The following is a 15,429-nucleotide window of genomic DNA, read 5'->3' as shown; positions in this document are numbered from 1 at the left end:
CGCCATTTGCCTGAGTTTTTATTGCGCGCGCAAATCGGCTATTCGGCGGCGTCCGCAGGCGCAAGCCGTCCCTTCTGGCAATGATAGACGATCCGCTCATTGGGCTGCGTGGGCAACAGCGCAGTCAGGTCCGATTGCAGCGTGGCGATGCGCGCCAGCGCCTCCGGCTCGGCGCTACATCCAGGGAAAGGCGTGTCGCCCAGCAGCGCGCGCGCCTTGGTCATGCTGTCCATGTCGGGCAGCCAGCGCTGGACGCGCAGCGTGCCGCTGGCCGGATCGAACGCGCTCATGGTGACGAAATTGCCTTGTGCCGGGACGCTGGCGCGCTGCCATTTGGTCCCACTCGCGACATATTGCGTGTTGCCATCGACGCAGCCGCCCTCGGCCCAATTAAACCCGATATCATTGGGTTGCGACACGGTCAGGCGGCTGCGTTGCAGGTCGACCCGGCAGATATTGTCCCCGGCCCAGGCATAGGCGCCATTGCCGGTGATGCTCTTGTCTTGGGGTAGGGCGGTTCGTTCTTCGATCGTGTCGAAACTCGGCTTGAACACGAACAGGGCCAGCGCGGCGAACAGCAACGCCCCGCCGCCGCCAATGCCCCATATGGCGGGCTTTTCCTTACCCTGGCTGTAGAATAGCCCGCCTGCGCCCAACCCCAATACCGCCAGCGCCAGCAACACGGCCGCGCCCGCCATGGCATTTTCGCGCGCGGTGATGACATCGCGCTCGGCGGCATCGCGCGCGCGCATCATCGCCTGATCGCGCGCATCGGCGCTGGCTCGGTTCTTCTGCTCGCTCGCCTGCGATTCGCGCTGGGTGATGGAGGCCTCGGCGGCATCCGCTTCCGCCATCGACCGGCACGGGGACGACGGTGCGCAGTGATGCGACACCCGCTTGCCGCAGGAAGGAGGCGATCTCGCGCCACGACACGGCAAAGCCGAATTCGGCGTCGTTGCCGTCCGAAATCGACCCGAAACTATTGACCCCCAGCACCCGGCCGCAATCGTCCACCAGCGGCCCGCCGCTATTGCCCGCTGCCAGCGGCGCGGTGTGCAGCACCGTCTCGAAGCTCTGGCTCGCGCGCTCCGACGACACATTGCCGCTGGTCTTCACCGTGGCCAGCGGTTCGACCATCTGTTTGAGGCCCAGCCCCTGCGCACGATCCACCGTGCCGGGATAGCCGATCGCGGTGACATGCTGCCCGTCCGATATCGCCCCGGCATAGAAAGTGCTGACCGGCAGGCTGCCTTCTTCGAGCTGGATGAGCGCCAGATCGTTGCCCGGCGAAAAGGCGATGATGCGCCCGCCATAGGTCTTGGTGCCCTCCGACGGGATCACGCCGATGACGAGATTCTTCTCTTCGCGCGCCAGTTCGACGACATGGGCGTTGGTCAATATCTTGTCGGGCGCGACCGCCAGGCCGCTGCCATGGCCGACGAAATAGGCCTCGCTGCCATCGGTTGCGACCAGCACCACCCGCACCACCCCGCGCGCCGCCGCAGCGATATCCTGCTGTTCGGCATGGGACGTTGCTGGCGCAAACAGCGCGATCAGCAGGGCGAAGCGGCGGAGGAGGGCGATCATGAGCGGGCATACATATTGGATGGCGGGCGTGGCGCAATCGGGAAATGCCGCAATGTTTTGAAAGCAAGACAAGGGAAGCATGGCCAAACGCCAGCGACTATTCCATAGGCATGACCCTGATGACCGCCCTTGCCGACCCGATGCCTGACGACGCGACCTGCTGGGCCGCCTTCGTTGCGCGCGACCGCACCATGGACGACCGCTTCGTCGGCTGCGTCGCCACCACCGGCATCTATTGCAAGCCAAGCTGCGCCGCCCGCCATCCCAAACGCGAAAATATGCGCTTCCTGCCCGATCCGGCAGCCGCGCGCGCAGCGGGCTTTCGCGCCTGCCTGCGCTGCCGCCCGGACGAGGTGGGCCGCGACCGAATCGCCGTCGCGGCGGCGCGGGCATTGATCGAGGCGGCGGAGGACGCCCCCCGGCTGGATGCGATCGCCGCCCATGTCGGCTATGCCCCGCATCATTTCCACCGCCTGTTCAAGCGCGAGACGGGCCTCACCCCCGCCGCCTATGCTCGCGCCCTGCGCGCCGACCGATTGAAGGCTGCGCTGGACGTGCCCGGCAGCGTGACGAGCGCCATCTATGCGGCGGGCTATAATGCGCCCAGCCGCGCCTATGCCGACGCCGACCGCCATCTGGGCATGACGCCCAGCGCCTGGAAGGATGGCGGGCGCGGGGCGCTTGTCCGCTGGCGCACGATCGACAGCAGCCTGGGGCCGCTTTTGGTCGCGGCGACCGCGCGTGGCCTGTGCCGTATCAGCTTCGGCGAGGGCGAGCCGGAACTGCGCGCGCGCTTCCCCAACGCCGATCTTCAGCCTGCCGACGCGGCGCTCGACCAATTGGCGCAGGCCGTCGTGGCGCTGGTCGATCATGCCGGCGAAACCCCCGATTTGCCGATCGACGTGTGCGGCACCGCTTTTCAGCAGGCCGTCTGGGCGGCCCTGCGCGCCATCCCGCCGGGCGAAACGCGCAGCTATAGCGAGGTCGCGGCCTCGATCGGTCGCCCCCAAGCCGTCCGCGCGGCGGGCAGCGCCTGTGGCGACAATGTTCTGGCAGTCCTCATCCCCTGCCACCGCGTCCTGCGCAGCGACGGGACGCCGGGCGGCTATGCCTGGGGGCTGGATCGCAAGCAGGCGCTGCTTGCCCGCGAAAAGGGCGAGTAGCGGATTGATTGGGTCTTTCCAACGTCATATCGCTCGGCCACTCTGGCGACGGGTTTGGATATGGGGGGTTTGATGCGATTCTGGATGAAAGCCCTGGCTGCGCTGATGCTCGCGCTGCCCGGCGTCGCACAGGCGAACTGGTGGCAGGCCAGGACCGACCATTTCACTGTTTATAGCGAGGGCAAGGACAGGACGCTGCATGACTTTGCCGAGCGGCTGGAGAAGTTCGATTTTCTGTTGCGCCGCCTCTATAATGTGACGGACGCCCAGCAGGGCAGCACGGTCAAAGTCTATCTATTGTCCAACGATCGCAAGGTGCAGGATCTCGCGGACAATCGCAATCTGAAGGGCTTTTACACCACGTCCAACCGCAATGCCTATGCCTTCCTCTCCCGTGAAGCCAAGAACGGTCAGTTCGGTATCGGGGCGGAGGAAATTCTTTTCCATGAATATGCCCATCATTTCATGCTCCATCATTTCCCGGCGGCTTACCCGGCCTGGTTCGTGGAGGGGTTCGCCGAATTTTTCTCGGTCGTGAAATTTCCGAAGGACGGGTCAATTCAGTTCGGCCATATTCCAATGGCGCGGGTGCCGGGATTGGTGCTGGGCCAACCCTATCCGCTCAAAGATCTGCTGGCGCGCGACACCAAGGGTTTGAGCCAGCGCGATGGCGACCGCTATTATGGCACGGCCTGGCTGCTCACCCATTATTATTTCCAGCATAAATCGAACCGCGCAGACGAAATAAGGCGCTATCTTACGGGCGTCGCAGAAGGCGCGCCGGACATGGACGTGGCCGACTATTTCGAAGGTGGGCTGGAGGGTCTGGAAAAGGACGTGAAGGCCTATATGCGGAAGAAGCATTTTATCAGCGTGCTGACGCCCAAGGAATTGGCGATCGGGGCGATCACGCTCGATCCCGTCGATCCGGCTCAGGCCGCGTTGATGGAGGAGGAACTGCGGCTCACCCATCGCCCCAAGACCGAAGACCTGCCCGACATCGTCGCCGCCATCCGCACCATCGCCGCCCAATATCCCGACAACGCCTATGCGCTGGCTTTATTGGCCGAAGCGGAATGGAAGGCCGAGGATAAGGACGCCGCGCTCGCCGCTGCCGACCGTGCCATCGCCGTCGATCCGCAATCCTCGCGCGGCTATGCCGTCCGAGCGGAAGTGCTGTTGGAACGCGCGAACGATAGCGACAAGCCGGAGGACTGGAAGGCCGCGCTGACATCGATCGTCCGCGCCAACCGCGCCGATACAGAAGACCCGGTCCCGCTGGCGCTCTTCTATCGCTATCATGCGATGCGGGGCGGCAAAATGCCTGACCTGGGCTATGATGGTCTCTACAAAGCCTTCAGCCTGTTACCGCAAAACCCCAATTACCGCTTCAATTTCGCCAATGCCATGGCGATTCGCGGTGACTTTGCCGCTGCCTCGACCCTGCTCGACCCGATCGCTTACTCGCCCCATGGTTCGGGAATGCGCGACAGTGCGATCCGGCTCAAGGCTCAGTTCGACGCGCAGGCGGCGAAAATGCCGAAGGGCGCGGCGAAGGCGCAAAGTCCTGCACCCGCATCATAACGGCGGCGCGCTGCGCGTCGGTCAGGCTGCGCCAATGGACGATCTCGTCGATCGTCCGCCCGCAACCGGTGCAGGTCGTGCGCGCGGCATCGAGCGCGCACAAATTACGGCAGGGTGTCTCCATCACATGAAACTATAGGGGTCGACGTCCACCGCCACCCGCGTCCCTGATTTCCACACAATGTTACTCAGCCATTCGCGGATCGCGGATTGGATATCCACTTGCCGCGTGGCGTGGATCAGCAACCGGTGCCGATGCCGCCCGCGCAAGACCGACAGCGGAGGCGGGGCCGGGCCATAGACTCGCATCCCGTCGATCACTGGCGCGGATTTGCCGATCAGCCGGGCCACCTGCGCGGCCTCGTCCGCATCCTCGCTCGAAATGATGATCGCGGCAAAGCGGCCGAAGGGCGGGGCGTTGGCCCGCCGCCGATGCTCGGTTTCCACCGCATAGAATCGCTCGGTGTCGCCATCGATCAGCGCCTGAATGACCTCGCTGCCGGGCATCCGCGTCTGGATGAACACCCGCCCCGGCTTGGCCCCACGCCCCGCGCGCCCGGCGACCTGGACGATCTGCTGGAAGGTCCGTTCGGCCGCGCGCAGGTCGCCCCCCTCCAGCCCCAGATCGGCGTCGATCACCCCCACCAGCGTCAGGTTCGGAAAATGATAGCCTTTGGTGACCAACTGCGTGCCGACGATGATGTCGATGTCGCCCGCCTCCACCGACTTGACGAAATCCGCCGCCTTGGCCGGTGAAAACAGCGTGTCCGACGTGGCGATGGCAATCCGCGCCAGCGGCCACAGCGCCTTCACCTCGTCCGCGATTCGCTCGACCCCCGGCCCGCAGGCGACCAGGCTGTCCTCCTCTTTGCAGTCCGGGCAGAAGCGCGGCGCGGGCACGACATGGCCGCAATGATGGCAGGCCAGCCGATGCGACAGCCGATGCTCGACCATCCAGGCGGTGCAATTGGGGCATTGGAAGCGATAGCCGCAATGGCGGCACAGCGTTAGCGGCGCATAGCCGCGCCGGTTGAGGAACAGCAAGCTCTGCTCGCCCTTTGCCATCGTCTCGTCGATCGCCTTGACCAGCGGCGGCGCGATCCAGCGCCCGCGTTCGGGCGGATCGGTCAGCAGGTTGACGCCTTCGATATGCGGCATCTCCGCCCCGCCATAGCGCGACGGCAATTTGATCTCGACATAGCGGCCCAGTTCCACCTGATGCCGCGTCTCGATCGCGGGGGTGGCGGACGCCAGGATGACGGGGAATTTCTCAATGAGGCCGCGCATCACCGCCACGTCACGCGCATGATAATGGACGCCATCCTCCTGCTTGAAGCTGGCCTCATGCGCTTCATCGACGACGATGAGGCCAAGGTTGGGATAGGGCAGGAACAGCGCCGACCGCGCCCCCACCACCACCTGCGCTTCGCCCGCCGCAATGGCCCGCCACGCCCGCCGCCGCTCGGTCTGGCGCAGCCCGCTATGCCAATTCACCGGCACCGTGCCGAACCGCTTTTCGAACCGCTCCAGAAACGGCTCGGTCAGCGCAATTTCGGGCAGCAGCACCAATACCTGCCGCCCCGCGCGCATGGCCGCCGCGATCGCCTCGAAATACACCTCGGTCTTGCCCGACCCGGTGACCCCATCGAGCAGGAAGGGGGCAAAATCCTGCGCCCGCACCGCATCGGCCATGGTGGTCGCCGCCGTCTTTTGAGCGTCCGACAAGGCCGGCGGCGCATGATCGGGATCGGGCAGGGGGAAGGGCGTATCGACGCTCACCTCGACCGGCTCGAACACATCCTGTTTGATGAGACCACGGATCACCGCATCGCTGACCCCGCCGATCATCGCCAGTTCGCGCACCAGCCCTTGCCGCTCGCCGATCCGCTCCAGCGCTTGTGCGCGCTGCTCGGTCATTCGTTCGGGCACCGTCCCGGTCGCCTTATATTCGATGACGGTACGCGTCCCCTCCAGCGCCGCCATCGACGCCAGCGCCATCCGCAGCACGGCGGCGGGAGGGCTGAGATAATAATCCGCCGTCCATTCGATCAGGCGGCGCAGTGGCGCGGGCAGGGGCGGCGCATCGACCAGTTCAAGCAAGTTGCGCAGTCGGTTGTCGCCCACGCTCTCCACATCGGGAAAGCTCTCCTCCTCCCACACCACGCCCACCAGCTGGCGCGGCCCCAGCGGCGCGACGACGATGCTGCCGGGTTTCACGCTCATCCCATGCGGCACGCGATAGTCGAGCGGCCCCAGGGCGGCATTGAGCAGGAGGACACGGGCGCGGGACATAAGACCGTCCTTAGCCCCTCCCGCCCGCCACGCAAATGCCGCGCGTCAGATGCGCCAGCTCAGCGTCAGCCACGGCACATGCGATACGACATCGGGCCGTCCATCCCGAAAACTCTGCTGCCGCATGTATAGAAGCTGCGCATCGACCCCCTTGGCGATCGGATGGCGCAGGCCGATTTGGTGGCGCATCGTCGCCAGGCCGGTCTTGTCGTTGGGCCGTCCGCGATTGAGGTGGAAGAAGATTTCGGTCGCAGCAACCATCGTCCATTGCTTGGCCGCATCGATCGGAACGCTCGCCTGCAGCCGCTGGCGCAGCCGCCACACTGGCGCGTCGACCGTGTCGAAGAAACGCTGTTCCATCCGGGTGCGGCTCTGCCAGATGCCCTTGGTCAGCGTCACTTGCTGGAACAATCGTAGCTCTTCGTCCGCCTCGCTCTTGAGATAGGCAAAGCCCCCGCCCAGTTGCACGGCCGGGGCGATACGGTGGTCGATGGCGATGCGGCTGAGAAACTGCTCGCCGCCGCTTCGGCCGTCCGACCGCGCGCGCTGGCTCGAATCGATCGTGATGATGTCCGCCGGCCCCGCCTTGATCGTCACCATCTCGGTCAACCACGCCTGGCTTTCTTCTGTCGCCGCATGAACGGGCAGGGGCATGGCCAGCACCGACACGGCAATGATCAGTCGGCACAGCATCATGGCATATCCTTTGGCGGGGTGTCCGCGCCTTATGCATGTTGCCGCTTTGTTGCAATTGCCGCCCTGCGCCGCCGACGATGGCGAAACCGGCGGCCAGCGGCTAAAGGGGACCGACTCATTCATCCCCGGAGCGCTAGACCCATGAAATTCTTCGTCGACACCGCCGACACCGCCGACATTCGCGATCTCGCCGCCACTGGCCTGCTCGACGGCGTGACCACCAACCCGTCGTTGATCCACAAGTCGGGCCGCGCCTTCCTCGAAGTGGTCGAGGAAATTTGCGGCCTGGTCGACGGCCCCGTCTCCGCCGAAGTCGTCGCGCTCGACCATGAGACGATGATGAAAGAGGCCGAAGTTCTGCGCAAGATCGCCGACAATGTCTGCATCAAGGTGCCGCTGACCATCGATGGCCTCAAGACCTGCAAGGCGCTGACCGACGAGGGTACGCTCGTCAACGTCACGCTCTGCTTCTCCGCCAATCAGGCTTTGCTCGCGGCGAAGGCCGGCGCATCCTTCATCTCGCCCTTCGTCGGCCGCCATGACGATAATGGCTTCGACGGCATGGCGCTGATCCAGGACATTCGCCTGATCTACGACAATTATGGTTTCGACACCGAAATTCTGGTCGCCAGCGTCCGCCACCCCATCCATGTGCTGGAAAGCGCCCGGATCGGCGCCGACGTCATGACCGCGCCGCCCGCCGTCATCCGCATGCTGTCCAAGCATGTGCTGACCGACAAGGGGCTCGAAGGCTTCGCTGCGGACTGGGCCAAGACTGGCCAGTCCATCCTGTAATCTGCAAAGGCGGGATGGCTCAGGCTGTCCCGCCAGCGCCGCTGTTGGGTGGATGGTGACCCCGGCGTGACTCGAACACGCAACATCCCGCTTAGAAGGCGGGTGCTCTATCCAGTTGAGCTACGGGGCCTTGGGCAGGCTCGATAGCGACGCTGGGGACAGCTTGCAATCACCCGACTGTGCGATATGCAGGGCGTGATGAGCGACGGGGCGGTTCAAAGGGTCGATGCAGGCGCGCTGGGTGCGCGGCCGCTACGCTATTATGATTTCGTGATGGCGGCCTTCGTCGCGATCCTGCTGCTTTCCAACCTGATCGGCGCAGCCAAATTATCGACGCTGGGCGGCGTCACCTTTGGCGCTGGTATCCTCTTCTTCCCGCTCGGCTATGTGATCGGCGACGTGCTGACCGAAGTCTATGGCTATGCCCGCGCGCGCCGCTGCGTCTGGGCGGGCTTTGCCGCGATGCTGTTCATGGCCTTGATGAGCTGGGTCGTGGTCGTGCTGCCCCCGGCCGAAGGCTGGGCGGGGCAGGAAGCCTATGAAGCCGTGTTCGGCAGCACCTGGCGCATCGTCTTCGCTTCGCTCACGGCCTTCTGGGCAGGGGAACTCGCCAACAGCTTCGTCCTCGCCCGCATGAAGCTGCTGACCCAGGGCAAGCATCTGTGGATGCGCACGATCGGCTCGACCATCGTGGGGCAGGGGGTGGACAGCCTGCTCTTCTACCCGCTCGCCTTCTACGGAAACTGGACCGATGCGCAGGTGCTGACCGTCATGGTCACCAACTGGGCGATGAAGGTCGGCTGGGAAGCGTTGCTCACCCCCGTCACCTACATCGTCGTCAACGCGCTCAAGCGGCGCGAAGGGCTGGACGTTTACGACGCAGGCACCAACTTCACCCCGTTCCGCACCCGGCTCTGATTTCTTTCACCCCGCGACCATGAGATAAGACCCTGTTTACCCTCCCGGTCGCATGAGGGGGCATGAGCAGGCAGTCGCATCGGCATTTCGACCAATCGAACATCGAAGGAGGCGTCGCCTCCATTTCTTACGACCATCTCGTCGCCGAACTGGCGCTGGCGCAGCGCCGGTTCGAGGCGACCTTTCACCATGCGCCGGTGGGCATCGCCCATGCGGGCCTGGATGGCCACTTTCTGCTGGTGAACCCCCGATTCTGCGAAATCAGCGGGCATGATGCCGATACGCTATTGCAGGTCGGTTTCCAGCGGATCACCCATCCCGACGATCTCGATACCGACGAAGCGTTGCTGGCGCGTCTCCATGCCGGCGAGATACCGCGTTACACCCTGGAAAAACGCTACATCCGCGCGGATGGCGGTATCGTCTGGGTCAACCTGACCGTGTCGATGGTGCGCGACGCAGCGGGGCAGCCCGAACTGTTCGTCGCAGTGATCGAGGATCTGTCCGACCTGCGCCGTGCCAGTTTCGAAGCCGTGCATGATCCGCTGACCGGCCTGCTCAACCGGCGGGGGCTGGCGAACCGCGCTGACGCCATTCTGGCTGATGCCGCGCACACCGGTCAGCCGGTCAGCCTCATCTTCCTCGATCTCGACGGGTTCAAGCAATTGAACGACAGCCGCGGCCATGCGGCGGGCGACGCTTGCCTTGCCGACGTGGCGCGGCTGCTGATGGATCATACAGGTGCCATCGATGCCGTCGCGCGGGTGGGTGGCGACGAATTTCTGCTCCTGCTGCCCATGCGCGATGCGCCGACAGCGGCAGCGCTGGGCGATGCATTGCGCCATGCTCTGACTGCGCGCTGCGGCGGGATCAGCGGCTCGTTCGGGCTGGTGACCGCGAGCGGGGCGCATGACCTTGAAGCGCTGATCGACTGTGCCGACACGGCCATGCTTGCAGCCAAGCGCGGCGGCCGCAATCAGCTTAGGGTCGGCGATCTTCCCGGCCCGGATAGTGTGCCGCCACGAAATAAAGCCCGTCGGGCGGCGCGTTGAGCCCCAGCGCGGCGCGGTCCTTCGCATCGAGCGCCGCGCGCAGATCATCCGCAGACCAGCGTCCCAGGCCCACCAGCGCTAGGCACCCGACCATCGACCGCACCTGATGATGCAGGAAGGAGCGCGCGCTCGCATGAATGGCGACGCGCTCGCCGTCCCGCTCCACATGAAGCCGGTCGAGCGTCTTGACCGGGCTGGCCGACTGGCAATGGGCCGACCGAAACGTCGTGAAATCATGCAGCCCCACCAGCAACTGCGCCGCCGCCTGCATTGCGTCGGCGTCCAGCGGCTGCGCTACTTGCCAGGCCAGCCCCCGTTCGACCGTCAGCGGCGCGCGGCGATTGACGATGCGATAGACATAGGATCGACCAAGGCAGGCAAAGCGCGCATGCCAATCATTGGGCACGACCTCGCACGCCAATATCGCCACCGGATGCGGCCGCATCAGCGCGTTGATCCCCTCCATCAGCCGGAACGGGGTGATCGTCTTGGCCACATCGGCATGCGCCCGCATCGCCAGCCCGTGAACGCCCGCGTCGGTTCGTCCGGCGGCATGCACCGCCACCTGCTCCCCGGTCATCGCATGAATGGCATCTTCGATTGCCTGCTGCACGCTTGGCCCATGGCTCTGCCGCTGCCACCCCATGAAGGGCCGCCCGTCAAATTCGACCGTGAACGCGAAGCGGGTCAGGCCCGTCTCCGGGTCATCCATCCACCCGGCTCCCCGTCGGCATGTCGAACCCGCGCAGCAAGTCGTCCGGCGTCATCGCCGCCTTGCCCGCGCGCTGGATCAGCGTCGGGCGGATCGCGCCATGGCCGCAGCCGATCAGCAGCGCATCGTCCAGCATCGCGCCCGCTGCACCATCCTCATGCTCGACATGCGCCGCCAATATGCGGAACCGCTCCCCGCCATATTCGAAAAAGGCGCCGGGGAAGGGATTGAAGGCGCGAACTTGTCGCTCGACCTGAATCGCCGAGCGCGTGAAATCGATCCGCGCTTCGGCCTTGTCGATCTTGGCGGCATAGGTCACGCCTTCGTCCGGTTGCGCCATGGCCGGGTGCAGCGTGATGTCGTCCAGCACCTCCACCATCAGCGCCGCGCCCCCCACTGCCAGTTCGTCGGTCAGTGCGCCTGCCGTCTTGCCCTCCACGGGCGTCACATATTTGGCCCGCATCGGCCCGGTGTCGAGACCCGCTTCCATATCCATGATGGTGACGCCGGTGACATTGTCGCCCGCCAATACCGCCCGCTGAATCGGTGCTGCCCCGCGCCAGCGCGGCAACAGCGACGCATGGATATTCATGCAGCCGTGGCTTGGCGCAGCGAGAATCGCGCGCGGCAGGATCAAGCCATAGGCCGCCACCACCGCGACATCGGCGTCGAGCGCCACAAAGGCGGCCTGCACCTCCGGGTCTTTCAGCGACACGGGCGTCCGCACCTCTATCCCGAGCGCTTCGGCCCGTTGGTGGACGGGGGAGGGCCGCAATGCCTTGCCGCGTCCGGCGGGGCGGGGCGGCTGGCTATAGACCGCCATGATCTGATGCCCCGCCGCCATCAGCGCGTCGAGTGCGGGAACCGCGAATTCGGGAGTGCCCATATAAATGATACGCATAGCAATTGCTCAAAGCTCTTGTCGGGACGGGTTGCAACCCCTTATCTCACAGCATGGCCTCTCCCGAAATCGAAGCGTTGACCCAGGCGCTCTCCCGCCTGCCCGGCCTTGGGCCGCGCTCGGCGCGCCGCGCGGTGCTGCACCTCATCAAGAAGCGCGAGGTGGCGATGGCCCCGCTATTGCGCGCGCTGGAGGCGGTGAACGAGCGGCTCGTCACCTGCCATGTCTGCGGCAATGTCGACACGGTCGATCCCTGCGGCATCTGCAAGGATGCGCGCCGCGATCCACGCGCGCTCTGCGTGGTGGAGGATGTTGCGGATCTATGGGCGCTCGATAAGTCGCGGCTTTTCCCCGGCCGCTTCCATGTGCTGGGCGGGCGGCTGTCCGCGCTCGAAGGCATCCGGCCGGAGGACTTGACCATCGACGCGCTGGTCACCCGGCTGGAACAGGGCGGGGTGGACGAGGTCGTTCTCGCCATGAACGCCACGCTCGAAGGCCAGACGACCGCCCATTATCTCGCCGAACGGCTCGAACGCTTCCCCATTCGGCTGACCCAACTGGCCCATGGCGTGCCCGTCGGCGGCGAACTCGACTATCTCGACGAAGGCACGCTCGCCAGGCACTCCGCGCCAGAAGGCCGGTGGGGTAGGGGGCAACCGCGCAAGTCTCACCGCAATAGCTGGCCTATCCCGCCAGTCCTGCTATGCGCAGGCCATGCAAAATATGCACAACCTTGCCGGTATCATCGACGTCGATGGCGAAACCTATGAATGGGAACTCCGCCGCGAACCCCAATGGAGCGACATTGACGGGTGGAAAGGCATGGCCATCGCCTTGCAGCAGAAAGACACGCAACGCGGCGCGCTCCTCGAATTTCCGCCGCCCAAGCGCCTGCTGAAAGGCCTGCAACGTGGCCGTCTCCAGATCAACGACGCCATCATCGCCCGCGGCATCCGCGCCGCGCTGGAAGCCGGCTGGGAACCCACCTCCCGCGGCAAACCCATGGTGTTCACCGTCGACGCGGAAGGTAATTAAAGGAGTGAGGCGCTCTGCCCTCTTAGCCCTCTCCCGTTTTTCACGGGAGAGGGTTGGGTGAGGGTCTGCCTTCCTGTTCGGCCCCCCTGCGAAAGCCGCTAGCTGTCCCAGCCCACCGTTTCCGCTAGACCGACCCAGAGAACCATAGGAAGGATGCCCCGATGATCGACCTGACCCGCACCCATCATAAGGGCATTGCCGTTGCCGATATCGACCGCGCGGTCGCGGACTATGGCGCGGCGCTCGGGCTTACCTTCGCACCCGTCCGCGATTTCGACCCGCTGCCTTTTTGGACGCCGGAAGACGGCCTGCGCGACCTCCGCGTGCGCGCCACCTACTCGCTGGGCGGCCCGATCCACATCGAACTGGTGCAGGGACAGGGGCCTTTCTATGACCCCGCCAGCGCCGAAACGGCCCGTCATATCGGCGTCTGGGTCGATGACCTGCCCGCCGAAACCGCACGGCTGGTCGATCTGGGCTGGACCGTGCGCGCCGCCAATGCCGCGCCAGAGGAGGGCTATGGCCTCATCGCCTATCTCGCTTCGCCCGACGGCGCGCTGCTGGTCGAACTGATCTCCAATGCGCTCAAGCCCGCGATCGATGAATGGCTGGGCGAATAGCCGTCGTCGTCTCGCCGCCCGGCTTGAAATTCCGCGCCATTCCGCTATTTTGTCACCATGGCCATACTTCCAATCCTTGAGGCGCCCGATCCGCGCCTGCGTACCATTTCCACCCCAGTCGAGGCGATCGATGACGATCTGCAACGGCTGATCGACGATATGTTCGAAACGATGTACGATGCGCCCGGCATCGGGCTCGCCGCGATCCAGGTCGGTGTGCCCAAGCGGGTGCTGGTCATGGACCTGCAGGAACCCGAATCGGATGCGGAGGATGCGCTGCCGGTCAAACGGCCGATGGTCTTCATCAACCCGGAAATCCTGCGCGAATCACAGGATCTGTCAGTTTATAATGAGGGCTGCCTGTCGGTCCCCGAGCAATATGCCGAGGTGGAGCGTCCCGCCACGATCCGCGCCAGCTGGATGGATCGTGATGGCCGCATCCATGAGGAACAGCTCGAAGGGCTGCTCGCCACCTGCCTTCAGCATGAGATGGACCATCTGGAGGGCGTGCTCTTCATCGACCATCTTTCGCGCATGAAGCGCGACATGCTGCTCAAGAAGCTGACCAAGGCCCGCCGCGCGGCCTGATCCAGACCCTGATCCCAGACAATGGGACGCCCCGGCCACGCTGGCCAGGGCGTCCTGATGTTTCATGCTACGCCGTCGGTATCCAGCGCATAGCCCGCCGACCGCACCGTGCGGATGATGTCGGTATAGACGCCATCGGCATTGATCGCCTTGCGCAAGCGGCGGATATGCACATCGACCGTGCGCAGCTCGATATCGCTATCCTGCCCCCACACGCTGTCGAGCAGCCGCTCACGCGAGAAGACCCAGCCCGGATGCTCCAGGAAATGCTTGAGCAGCCGGAATTCGGTCGGCCCCAGCGGGATCACCTGTCCGCCGCGCCGCACCTTATGCCCCACCGTGTCCATCTCGACATCGGCGAAGGTCAGCGTCTCACCCGCCAGCGCCGGACGCACCCGGCGCAGCACCGCGCCGACCCGCGCCACCAGTTCGCGGGGCGAAAAGGGCTTGGTCACATAATCGTCCGCCCCGGTTTCCAGGCCACGGACGCGATCCTCTTCCTCACCGCGCGCGGTCAGCATGATGATCGGCACATTGGCGGTGCCGGTCATCCGCCGCAGTCGACGGCAGACCTCGATCCCCGACAGGCTTTCGACCATCCAGTCGAGCAACACGATGTCTGGCACATTCTCCTGCGCCATCAGCAAGGCTTCCTCGCCATCGACCGTATGGGCGACGTCGAAATCCTCGCGCTTGAAATGCCAGATGAGCAATTCGGCCAGCGCCGCGTCATCTTCCACCAGCAGCATTTTGGCCCGTGCCATGGTCAGATCTCCGCCTGGGCGTCAGTGCCGCCGCGTTCCCGCTCCGGCATGGTCTGGCCGGTCGCGGCATAATAGACCATCTCGGCGACGTTGGTGGCGTGATCGCCGATCCGCTCGATATGCTTGGCGACGAACAGCAATTGCGCACATTCGCTGATCGTCTTGGGGTTTTCGACCATGAAGGTCACCAGCGTGCGAAACACGCTGTTGTAGAAATCATCGACCACCGCGTCGCGATCGACCACGGCCTGGGCCAGGTCGGGATCACGCGCGGCATAAGCGTTGAGCACATCATGCACCATCTCGGCCGCGACCTGCCCCATGGAGGGGAGCAGCGACATCGGCTCCAACAACCGCTTGTTGGTGTCGATCAACGGCACACGCTTGGCGATATTCTTGGCATAGTCGCCGATCCGCTCGATCACGCTGACGATCTTGAGCGCGGCGATCACGTCGCGCAGGTCGTTGGCCATCGGCGCGCGCAGCGCGATGACCTCGATCACCAGCTTCTCGACCTCCGCCTCGATCGCGTCGATGCGCTTGTCGCCCTGAACCACCTCGGCCGCCAGCGCCAGATCCTGCCGCTGCAGCGCCAACATCGCATTTTCGATTGCGGCCTCGGCGCGACCACCCATTTCGGAGATCAGGCCGCGCAGCCTGTCGATGTCGTCGTCAAACGCCTTGATCGTATGTTCTGCCATGTCTTGTCTCTCTCCGCGCCG

The 15,429-nt window shown here is 64.9% G+C and carries 15 protein-coding genes, 1 tRNA gene and 2 pseudogenes; 9 read left to right on the top strand and 9 right to left on the bottom strand.

Features of this window, described 5'->3' with window-relative positions:
- Nucleotides 1–38 precede the first annotated feature (38 nt).
- Nucleotides 39–1,587 (bottom strand): annotated as a pseudogene (locus tag BF95_RS02720) (S1C family serine protease).
- 110 nt (nt 1,588–1,697) lie between these two features.
- Here BF95_RS02720 and ada point away from each other — a divergent pair.
- Both ada and BF95_RS02710 read left to right on the top strand, forming a co-directional pair.
- Entirely contained in the window at nt 1,698–2,750 is a 1,053-nt protein-coding gene (gene ada / locus BF95_RS02715) for a bifunctional DNA-binding transcriptional regulator/O6-methylguanine-DNA methyltransferase Ada (protein ID WP_043149276.1), read from the top strand.
- A gap of 84 nt (nt 2,751–2,834) precedes the next feature.
- The gene (locus BF95_RS02710; protein ID WP_235209527.1) at nt 2,835–4,334 is read left to right on the top strand and encodes a DUF1570 domain-containing protein; all 1,500 of its coding nucleotides are present in this window, start codon (nt 2,835–2,837) and stop codon (nt 4,332–4,334) included.
- Here the strand turns inward: BF95_RS02710 and BF95_RS26055 are convergent.
- The 3 genes from BF95_RS26055 to BF95_RS02700 are packed head-to-tail and all read right to left on the bottom strand — an operon-like array spanning nt 4,255 to nt 7,322.
- Nucleotides 4,255–4,458 (bottom strand): DUF1289 domain-containing protein, encoded by a 204-nt coding sequence (locus BF95_RS26055; RefSeq protein WP_081764015.1) that lies wholly within the window; start codon nt 4,456–4,458, stop codon nt 4,255–4,257. The genes BF95_RS02710 and BF95_RS26055 overlap by 80 nt on opposite strands.
- Entirely contained in the window at nt 4,458–6,626 is a 2,169-nt protein-coding gene (locus tag BF95_RS02705; RefSeq protein WP_043149183.1) for a primosomal protein N', read from the bottom strand. The genes BF95_RS26055 and BF95_RS02705 overlap by 1 nt, the downstream gene beginning before the upstream one ends.
- Before the next feature lie 45 nt (nt 6,627–6,671).
- On the bottom strand, nt 6,672–7,322 hold the full coding sequence (locus BF95_RS02700; RefSeq protein WP_043149182.1) for a DUF2490 domain-containing protein: 651 nt from the start codon (nt 7,320–7,322) through the stop codon (nt 6,672–6,674).
- A gap of 141 nt (nt 7,323–7,463) precedes the next feature.
- On the opposite strand from BF95_RS02700, the gene fsa reads away from it, so the two are divergent.
- The gene (gene fsa, locus BF95_RS02695; RefSeq protein WP_037480038.1) at nt 7,464–8,117 is read left to right on the top strand and encodes a fructose-6-phosphate aldolase; all 654 of its coding nucleotides are present in this window, start codon (nt 7,464–7,466) and stop codon (nt 8,115–8,117) included.
- Between the two features lie 53 nt (nt 8,118–8,170).
- On the opposite strand, the gene BF95_RS02690 is transcribed toward fsa, so the two are convergent.
- A tRNA-Arg gene (locus BF95_RS02690) sits at nt 8,171–8,247 on the bottom strand.
- A 68-nt stretch (nt 8,248–8,315) separates the two neighbouring features.
- On the opposite strand from BF95_RS02690, the gene BF95_RS02685 reads away from it, so the two are divergent.
- Together BF95_RS02685 and BF95_RS02680 are read left to right on the top strand one after the other, a co-directional pair.
- Nucleotides 8,316–9,035: a queuosine precursor transporter gene (locus BF95_RS02685; protein ID WP_043149274.1), complete on the top strand. Its 720-nt coding sequence runs from the start codon at nt 8,316–8,318 to the stop codon at nt 9,033–9,035.
- Between the two features lie 62 nt (nt 9,036–9,097).
- Nucleotides 9,098–10,087 (top strand): GGDEF domain-containing protein, encoded by a 990-nt coding sequence (locus BF95_RS02680; RefSeq protein ID WP_081764014.1) that lies wholly within the window; start codon nt 9,098–9,100, stop codon nt 10,085–10,087.
- Here the strand turns inward: BF95_RS02680 and truA are convergent.
- A complete protein-coding gene (truA, locus tag BF95_RS02675) occupies nt 10,017–10,778 on the bottom strand; it encodes a tRNA pseudouridine(38-40) synthase TruA (protein WP_043149271.1) in 762 nt (253 codons plus the stop codon). The genes BF95_RS02680 and truA overlap by 71 nt on opposite strands.
- A gap of 13 nt (nt 10,779–10,791) precedes the next feature.
- Entirely contained in the window at nt 10,792–11,700 is a 909-nt protein-coding gene (gene fmt / locus BF95_RS02670) for a methionyl-tRNA formyltransferase (RefSeq protein WP_043149178.1), read from the bottom strand.
- A gap of 53 nt (nt 11,701–11,753) precedes the next feature.
- On the opposite strand from fmt, the pseudogene recR reads away from it, so the two are divergent.
- The 4 genes and pseudogenes from recR (at nt 11,754) to def (ending at nt 13,943) form a co-directional block, all read left to right on the top strand.
- A pseudogene (gene recR / locus BF95_RS02665) lies at nt 11,754–12,349 on the top strand (recombination mediator RecR).
- Between the two features lie 74 nt (nt 12,350–12,423).
- Nucleotides 12,424–12,735, top strand: coding sequence for a hypothetical protein (locus BF95_RS02660; RefSeq protein ID WP_443018321.1), 312 nt, complete (start codon nt 12,424–12,426; stop codon nt 12,733–12,735).
- Nucleotides 12,736–12,896: 161 nt separating this feature from the next.
- The gene (locus BF95_RS02655) at nt 12,897–13,355 is read left to right on the top strand and encodes a VOC family protein (RefSeq protein ID WP_043149175.1); all 459 of its coding nucleotides are present in this window, start codon (nt 12,897–12,899) and stop codon (nt 13,353–13,355) included.
- 57 nt (nt 13,356–13,412) lie between these two features.
- Nucleotides 13,413–13,943, top strand: coding sequence for a peptide deformylase (gene def / locus BF95_RS02650; RefSeq protein ID WP_043149174.1), 531 nt, complete (start codon nt 13,413–13,415; stop codon nt 13,941–13,943).
- A gap of 62 nt (nt 13,944–14,005) precedes the next feature.
- Here the strand turns inward: def and phoB are convergent, their stop codons facing one another.
- Both phoB and phoU read right to left on the bottom strand, forming a co-directional pair.
- Nucleotides 14,006–14,707: a phosphate regulon transcriptional regulator PhoB gene (phoB, locus tag BF95_RS02645; protein WP_037477010.1), complete on the bottom strand. Its 702-nt coding sequence runs from the start codon at nt 14,705–14,707 to the stop codon at nt 14,006–14,008.
- A 2-nt stretch (nt 14,708–14,709) separates the two neighbouring features.
- The gene (gene phoU, locus BF95_RS02640) at nt 14,710–15,408 is read right to left on the bottom strand and encodes a phosphate signaling complex protein PhoU (protein WP_043149173.1); all 699 of its coding nucleotides are present in this window, start codon (nt 15,406–15,408) and stop codon (nt 14,710–14,712) included.
- Between the last annotated feature and the right edge of the window lie 21 nt (nt 15,409–15,429).

It is taken from the genome of Sphingobium sp. Ant17 (genome assembly GCF_000588875.1).
GTDB lineage: Bacteria > Pseudomonadota > Alphaproteobacteria > Sphingomonadales > Sphingomonadaceae > Sphingobium.
The sequence above is the reverse complement of the archived record's forward strand: the minus strand, read 5'-3'. Positions and strand labels throughout refer to the sequence as shown.